Source organism: Wolbachia endosymbiont of Drosophila leontia, from assembly GCF_028981785.1.
GTDB classification, from domain to species: Bacteria; Pseudomonadota; Alphaproteobacteria; order Rickettsiales; family Anaplasmataceae; genus Wolbachia; species Wolbachia pipientis.
On the sequence record NZ_JAPQLK010000135.1, the window covers coordinates 10,481 to 19,017 of the forward strand.

The following is an 8,537-nucleotide window of genomic DNA, read 5'->3' on the forward strand; positions in this document are numbered from 1 at the left end:
TCGCTTGTCAAGCGTTTAAAACATAAAAAACGCCAATATTTTAAAGCGGATAATAACCACGGGGCTTCTTTCGCCTTTTTTTTCGTTTGGTAAATTTCTTAATGTTTATAGCTAAAAGAGCCCAAGAGAGGCGTCATTCCAGTGCCTCTGTGATGTCATTCCAGTGCTTGACACTGGAATCCAGTTTTCCATATAATCTCATCGAAAACGTCGTATTTTAACATAAAACAGCTACTTTTATACTCACCAACTTAATAAAATTCCTGGATGCCAGTGTCAAGCACTGGCATGACACCCTACTAGTAGCACAATGTTCGTACAGCTGTACGTGTGACCAGAAAAAACATAGACCCCAAGTGTCAGCTACTTTCATGACACCCCGACAACCGTCATCCCGCTACTTGTTAGCGCCGCGGCGGCATGACGTCTTAACTATAGAAAACTTGTATAGATTTTTTCTACTTCTGTGATATCATAAGCCTGTAATGATAAAATAAGTAAATATGGATAAGTCAGCGTATGAGATCATAGAACATGAGTATGACGTGGTAGTAGTAGGTGCAGGTGGAGCAGGGCTCAGAGCAACGCTTGGGATGGCTGCAACTAATTTTTCAGTTGCCTGCATTTCTAAAATTTTCCCTACACGAAGTCATACAGTTGCAGCACAAGGCGGAATTAGTGCAGCTTTAGGTAATATCGGTGAAGACGATTGGCGCTGGCATGCATATGACACAATAAAAGGTTCAGACTGGCTTGGTGATCAAGATGCAATAGAATATATGTGTAAAAACGCTGCTAAAGCTGTTATTGAACTTGAAAATTTTGGCGTACCTTTTTCTCGTACAGAAGATGGCAAAATATACCAGCGTTCCTTTGGTGGAATGACAACTCACTTTGGTAAAGGAAAATCAGCGCAGCGCACTTGTGCGGCAGCAGATAAGACTGGGCATGCAATCCTTCACACTCTATATCAGCAGTGTCTTAAATTCAACGCTGAATTTTTTGTTGAATACTTTGTGATTGATTTAATTATGGATAGCGAAACCGGAGCATGCTGCGGAGTTCTTGCTTGGTCGCTATGCGACGGCACATTACATAGATTTCGTGCGCATAGAGTGGTGTTAGCAACAGGTGGATATGGGCGTGTTTATTTCTCTGCAACAAGTGCGCATACCTGCACAGGTGATGGTAATGGCATGGTAGTAAGGGCTGAATTACCACTTGAAGATATGGAATTTGTACAATTTCATCCAACAGGAATATATGGCTCAGGGTGCCTGATGACAGAAGGATGCCGTGGTGAAGGGGGGTACCTCGTTAATTCTCAGGGCGAGAAGTTTATGGAACGTTACGCACCAAAAGCAAGAGATTTAGCTTCCCGTGATGTGGTAAGTCGCGCAATAACAATTGAAATTAGAGAGGGAAGGGGGGTTGGACCAAAAAAAGATCATATGTATTTAACTATAGCGCATCTTGATCCGGAAGTAATAAAACTCAGATTGCCGGGCATCAGCGAAACCGCAAGAACTTTTGCTGGAGTTGATGTCACTAAAGATCCAATACCGGTCATTCCGACTGTTCACTATAACATGGGTGGCATTCCAACCAATTATTATGGAGAAGTGATCACGCTGAAGCAAGGTAAGGAAGAAGTGGTAGATGGACTATTTGCAATTGGAGAAGCTGCATGTGTTTCTGTGCACGGTGCAAATCGACTTGGTTCTAACTCGCTTCTTGATCTTGTGGTTTTTGGTAGAGCTGCAGCGCTCAGAGCAAGAGAGAAAGTAAAATCCGGTACACCACATAAAAAATTGCATTCAGACTGCACAGACTGGATAGTAGATAGATTTAATAAAGTGCGATTTGCCTCCGGTGGGCTAAAAGTAGCAAAAATACGCAGCGAAATGCAGAACACTATGCAAAAGTACGCATCAGTGTTCCGTGTTGCTGAAGTTTTAGAAGAAGGCAAAAAAGCTATAAAAAAGGTAGCAAAAATGATGCCTGATATTTCACTTGAGGATCGCAGTATGATGTGGAATAGTGATTTAGTTGAAGCACTGGAGCTTGCTAACATGATCCCACAAGCGGTTATTACCATGGAATGCGCAGCTAATCGCGAGGAAAGCAGAGGTGCCCATGCTCGTGAAGACTTTCCTGAACGTGATGACAAAAACTGGATGAAGCACACTATAGCGTGGCTTGAAGAAAAGAAAGGGCAAATTAACGTGAAAATTGATTATAAAAAAGTGGCTGAAAAAACTCTGAGCGGTGAGATTGATTTCATAGCGCCAGAGAAGAGGGTTTACTAGTTACACTATCCCTACACAATTTTTCAACGAGTTCATTATTGATATGGCACTCATTTTAGTGTCTGGAGGACTCTCAGTATGCTCTGATTGATTTGGTGACTCTTGTACTGCTTGATTTTTAGTCTCATTCCTTAAATTCTGTTGATCATTATTAACAAGGTTCTTCGAAGCTTGATTCTGCTCTGTTGTTGAATTAGAGCGGTTTTTGTCGTTAAATGTGTCCTGTGCTTTGTTGGTTGATTTTTCAAAAAGTTTCTTAATACCACTAAATCCTAAAGTTAAAGTAAGGCATATAACTCCAGCAGTAGCTATGATAGGAATGGCTGCTCCAATTGCCATTTGACCCTGAAAGAAAGCAAATGTTACCATTGCAATAACAGTAATCGTTATCGTGATTGCTAACAATTCGCGGGTCCTTTTTGCTGGATCTATGAATCCTGCTACAGCAGATCCTGTTTTCTTTATAGCAGAATCTAGCTTTTTAATGCCAGACTTGCATTTTTTCGAAGCAGTTCCACAGTGGTATTTTTCTTCAAGCTTCTCTTTTAGTTCTTTAGCTTTCTCCTGTGCTTTCTGTGGAGTCCCTGAATAATCTTTTAGATCTCGTAAAGTTAAATAGTACTTTTTAGTATGGAATTTTGGATTTTTCAGCTCCAGAGAACAGGGATCAGCGCCTATTTCTAGCAGCATTGTACAAAATTTTGTTGTATTGTCATAAGCAGTTGCTGTATCAAAAATTGTTCCTTGCAATAGGTGTTTGATACTTCTTTTTTCTGCTTTGTTCTTTAATGCCAATTCTAGGGGTGTGTTCCCTTCTCCATTCTTAGCATTTATAGCTTTACCTAATTTATCTTTAGATATTGTTCCATTTTTTACTAAACCTAAAATCAATTCCAAACATGTAACTTTTTGTTCTCCTTTGAATGAAGCAATATAGTGCAGAGCATTTTTTCCATCTTTATCTTGCACAGTAATATCTGCCCCTTTTTGCAATAACTCTTCAAAACGTTCTTTATCATTATCTTTAATTGCTAAATGTAATTGATAATTATCATTACTATCTGGAGTATTTATGGTACGTGGTATAATTTCTTTAATTTTTGCTTCTGTATTGATTCTTATTTCTGGCTTTAATTTAGATTTCTTTCCTTGCTCTGCTAATTTTTCTAAGAAATTACGATAGTATGTCTTTTGCTCTTCTTTTAAGTCTTGTAATTTTTTTGTAGATAATCCTAAATTATCAGAGCTGGCCCCATGCTCTAACAATTTTGTAAGAAACTTAAGTGTGTTATCGTTATCTTGGATTGTATGAGACTCATGTTTTTCTTTTGTTACCTTGTTAATTAGTGCTGCCTGAAAAGGGGTCTGATTTTCACTATCAACAAGTTGTGCTAAATCTTCCTTGGTGACCGTTTTTATTAGGGTACCCAGAAACTTGCATTTCTGTTTCTTTTCCAACGACGCAATGAGGTGTAAAATATTTTTCCCTTCTTCAGCTTTTATGCTGCTAATATCCGTACAATCTTTTAGATATTTTCTAAATTTCCTGTTATTTCCATTTTTGATCGCTTTTAGTAGTAGAGCATTGTTATTTGTTATTTCGTTGCTTATTTCTACTTCATGATCATCTTCAACATCACTGCCGTAGCCACTCTCTGTTTCGCTGTCCCTACGGTTGTGGGTAAAACAATATCTGCTATTATAAGTAATTTCTGAAATTGCTTGCTTTACTCGCTCTTTTGTTTCATTTGATATTTTTTTCGATCGTTCTATTGCTTTATCTAGCACTGGAAGGAAGCATTGGACATAATACCTATAATATTTTTCTTGTTCTCTAAGTGATTCTTCTAATTTAGTTAATACTTCAGAGCTAGCACCTTCCTCAAATAACCTTTTACACTTCTTGAGGGTTTCATCTTGACCTCTCGGTTTTTCACGCTTGTGTTCTTCTTTTTTTACCTTTCTCTCTATAATGCCATATAATTGTTCGTCTTTTCTATCCTGCTCTTGCTTTTTATTTTTATCTATGCATTCACCTAATTTATCTGCATTAGTAGTTAGTGCAGTTATATCTATACCCATACTAAAACCTCAATATTAAAAGCTATTTAAGTTGTCAGCACTAAACTAACAACCAAGAAGTTTGACTTTTAAATTGAGCTAAACGTTGTATATGTGATCAAAATATAGGTGGAAAGGCAGAAAATTAATTTCTGTGAGAAAATTTTCCGTCATAGTTAAACCTCACTTGAACAGTTGTCTACTATTTTAACCATTTTGTCTTAAAAAATAATAAATATAGCTAAACTGCGAAACGTGCTATTGGCTAAAATAGGATAAGAAACTATAGCTGCAAATATCCAAATTGATGTTTTTATCAGTCTTCCAGACTTGGTTTTTCTTTTAGTTTTTTAAGTCTTTCTTTATTTAGTATGGAGCTTATCTCTTCTACACTTTTATCAATATCATCATTGATTATTACATAATCATATTTATCACGTTTGCTTATCTCTTTTTGAGCTTCGGCTAATCTGCGCTCTATTTCGCTTGCATCATCACTATTACGCTTTTGCAAACGCAACCTAAGCTCTTCCATTGAAGGGGGAAGTATAAAAACACTCACAACTTTTTTTCTCATGAGCTTGAATAAGTGAAATGCTCCTTGCCAGTCTATGCTTAGTAAAACGCTTATTCCACTGCTCAGGTTTTGCTCTATAAAATCTCTTGGTATACCATAAAAATTCTCAAAAACTTTGGCGTATTCAAGCATCTGACCAGCTTCGCATAACTCGTGAAATTTTTCTTCGGTAACGAAAAAATAGTCTTTTCCATTTATTTCGCCGGGGCGAGGCTTGCGTGTAGTCATAGAAACAGACCTAACTAAATTAGTTGATTGCTCAAGTAATTTTGCTGATATAGTAGTTTTTCCAGCTCCAGAAGGGGAGGATAGAACCAATAATACGCCCTCACTTTTTACGGTCATTTTTCTTTGCATTTTTTAACATGGTGCTTTTTGGATCAGAGTTTAAAAAGCTAGAACCTTCTAAATTAGAATTTGATAAGTTGGTGCCAATAAGAGAAGAGTTATCAAAGACAGTATAGCGCAAATCGGTTTTTTCAAAATTTGCCTTATTCAAATTAACGTTTACAAACTTTGCTCTACTCAATGTTGAATTAGAAAAATCAGCATTTTCTAAATTCATATCCTTAAATTCAAAGTAAGAATAATTTACATTAAATTTTTCACCCTGTGATATTTTCTCTTGCAAATCTTCAATTGAAGTTATAGCATTTTCTGAACCTGTGAGTTTCTCCTGCCCTTGATTGTCAATCAAAATTGAATTATCAAATTTGCAACCTGTTAAGTGAACATCAGCAACTGAACTTTTATATATGCTTGAAGAGTGAAAAGACATATCACTAATTGTTGAATTACTCAAATTGCTAAGAAAAAAGCTAGTTTTCCTAAAGGCATTAGCGTGAAGCAAAGAAGATCTGAAATCGCTTTCAATAAAATTTGAATTAGTTACTTTTAAATTGGACCAGCTCGAATTATCAGCTAATAAATTAAAGAATGTTGAATTTTCTATTTCACTGGAACCAATATTATGGCGAGAAAGTGTACTGTTATAAACTTGAGAGTCTTGGATTTTTATCTTATATATTGAAGTTGTAGAAAGGTCTGAATCTTCTATCTTCGCAGAGGTGAATAGTGAATGGTCAAAAAATGAGCCATTCATGTTAGAATTCGCAACTTTAGTATTATGAAACTTTCCGTGACGAATGTCAGCATTAGAGACATTAACTTGATGCAGTTCACTAAAACTAAAATCAATATTGGATAAATCAGCATCCTGAAGATTTGCTTCAGAAACATATGTATGCTTTATCTTGGAACCATTTAGTATAGATTGAACAAAACTTGAATTATCGTCATTCACATAGGAAATTTGTGTGTTGCTTAAATTAGTTTCGTCGAAGTTACTGTTAATTATGATAGAAGAATTAAGGTAGGCAGCGGAAAGATTGCTACCTGTAAAGTCTGATTCTTTTAACTCTGCACCATATATGTTAGCATTTTTTAATGAAGAAAATTGTATCTTTAATTTATATGCATCCACTCCAAAGAAACTTGCATTATCAAGGTTGTTTTTCTGCATAACAGTATCGTTTATTTCACTATCACTAAAATTTACGTGGCTAACATTCGAGTTTGATAAGTTGGAGAAATTCATTTTCACATTCGAGAAATTAGTATGCAAACCAATTACGTTGTGCATACTCACTTTTTTGAGATCGGAACTGATAAAATCAGCATAACTAACATTAGACTGATCAAATACGATATCTGTTAAGTTTGCAGAAACAAATTTTGTAAAACTCAAATTTGTACCTTTTATTTTAATGCCATGTAAATTAGCATTGGAGAAATTAGCACCACGTAAATCAACATCAATGAAAGACACGTCGGATAAATCGGTGTTAGAAAAATCAGCACCAATCAGACTTACTCCATCAAAAACAGATTTACTTAGGTACAGTTGGTTAAAATTAGCTCCATTTAAGTTAGAACCAAAACCTTTCTTAAAATCTTCTGGCACGCCCTCTTTGTGGCACTGCACCAAAAATTCAGCAAAGTCTTTTTTACTGTAAGATACGTATTTTGCATCACGCAAAGCGTTTAAAAAATCACTAATCTGATTTTTTTCATCATTTGTTTCGTTTCCATAACATAAATGACCAACTAAAATTAATATCAAAAATCTAATCATCTTGCTTATCGCACTGTATTTCTTTCGTTTTCACAGCCCAATCGTACATTGCTGAGCTTTCTTTATTGTCTATTTTTCTATCCTCCAAAAGATGTGGCATCATTTCGGCAATCGCATTTATTATATTGATCTGCTTTTTTTCGATTGCTATATCAATTGGGGATTGAAAATTATTGTTAACTACTCTAAGATCAGCACCTTGTAATAAGAGAAAGCGCACTATGTCTACCTCACCTTGTTTAACTGAATAAGTGAGAGGAGTATCACCCAATTTATTTCTAAACCTTAGTATCTCTTGAATTGTTAATCCAATTTTTTCCAGCTTACCTATTACTCCTCTTAAGCAAGTTAAGTTGTTCTTCTTAATGCAGTAAAAAAATTGCTTACTGTAATCATCAATAAACACAGTTGTAGGAAGATGCTCATTAAGGCTATCATATTGTCGTTTATATACTGACTTGCTTTGTATGTCTTTATGACCCCATTCTTTTATTGGTTCTCTGTTTAGCTTTGTCCATTTTTGTAAACTTTTCTTTTCACTTTGCTCTTCTTCATCTTTTTTAGTTATAGGTTTTACTCTATTGCGGTCCTTGGAATTACTGTTTGTTTCTTTCACTTTTTTTTCTTCAGACTGATTCTCTACTTTTTCTTCTTTTCCCCCTAATAATTGACTCGCATCACTTTTTGAAAGTTCATTATCCTTTATATCAATCTTCTGATCAGCTTGTAGATTTTTTTGCGGGTTAGCTGTATTCTCATTTAAATCAGCACTTAAAGGCAAAGGCTCTGGTTTCAAATCTTTATTCACTTCTTTATTGGCCACATTTGGTAAATTTTGAGCAAATTTGTCTGTGCTTCCTTCTAGCTGGTCATTTGGCAAATCTTTATCAATCCTTTCACCTTCACTTATAGTTTTTTCAACCACGAAAGCTCTGTTCTCGTTGTGTTGCAGTTTCTCTTTATCGGTAGTGCCGTCTAATCTTTTGCTCTCAGCCTCTTGTGTTTGTTTAGCATCGACGTTGCTTTTTAACTCATCTTTTTGATTTGTGCTATCTTGCTTCCTTACACCTACATTTTCGTTTTTATGAACTGATTCAATTTTCTTTTCTTCAAATTGCTCTACAGCAAATAGGCTCAGTGATCCGAATACAACAGCTAATAATATAAAATATAAAATATTTTTCATAAATACCCCAAGCGTAAGCTTAATTAAAATGATACTATAATCAAATGATTAATCTACAGTAAAAAATGCCTTAGGATTTAATTTATAAAAAAACAATAGATTTTTTGTATCTGTTCAGGGGCATCGCAAATATTGAAGCAAAGTGGTCAGTGCTTACTGTACGAACATTGTGATTTGAGAGCAATCTCCGCTAGGGAGGATGTCATCCCAGTGCCCAGACACTGGGATGGCTTTGTTGCATAGGAACTGAAAAAATCTGGTGGCTACTGA

5 protein-coding genes are annotated in these 8,537 nt (G+C 35.6%); 1 reads left to right on the forward strand and 4 read right to left on the reverse strand.

The features are described 5' to 3' along the window. Nucleotides 1-503 precede the first annotated feature (503 nt). Nucleotides 504-2,309 (forward strand): succinate dehydrogenase flavoprotein subunit, encoded by a 1,806-nt coding sequence (gene sdhA / locus OZD63_RS04885; RefSeq protein WP_274979384.1) that lies wholly within the window; start codon nt 504-506, stop codon nt 2,307-2,309. On the opposite strand, the gene OZD63_RS04890 is transcribed toward sdhA, so the two are convergent. From OZD63_RS04890 to OZD63_RS04905, 4 genes are all read right to left on the reverse strand, one after another. Further along, a complete protein-coding gene (locus OZD63_RS04890; protein ID WP_275008276.1) occupies nt 2,310-4,391 on the reverse strand; it encodes an ankyrin repeat domain-containing protein in 2,082 nt (693 codons plus the stop codon). 295 nt (nt 4,392-4,686) lie between these two features. Beyond that, entirely contained in the window at nt 4,687-5,292 is a 606-nt protein-coding gene (gene gmk / locus OZD63_RS04895) for a guanylate kinase (protein WP_065095341.1), read from the reverse strand. After that, entirely contained in the window at nt 5,276-7,081 is a 1,806-nt protein-coding gene (locus OZD63_RS04900; protein ID WP_274979382.1) for a pentapeptide repeat-containing protein, read from the reverse strand. The genes gmk and OZD63_RS04900 overlap by 17 nt, the downstream gene beginning before the upstream one ends. Continuing rightward, complete coding sequence (locus OZD63_RS04905) at nt 7,074-8,267, reverse strand: ankyrin repeat domain-containing protein (RefSeq protein ID WP_275008278.1); 1,194 nt, start codon at nt 8,265-8,267, stop codon at nt 7,074-7,076. Before OZD63_RS04905 ends, OZD63_RS04900 begins: the two co-directional genes overlap by 8 nt. Nucleotides 8,268-8,537 lie beyond the last annotated feature (270 nt).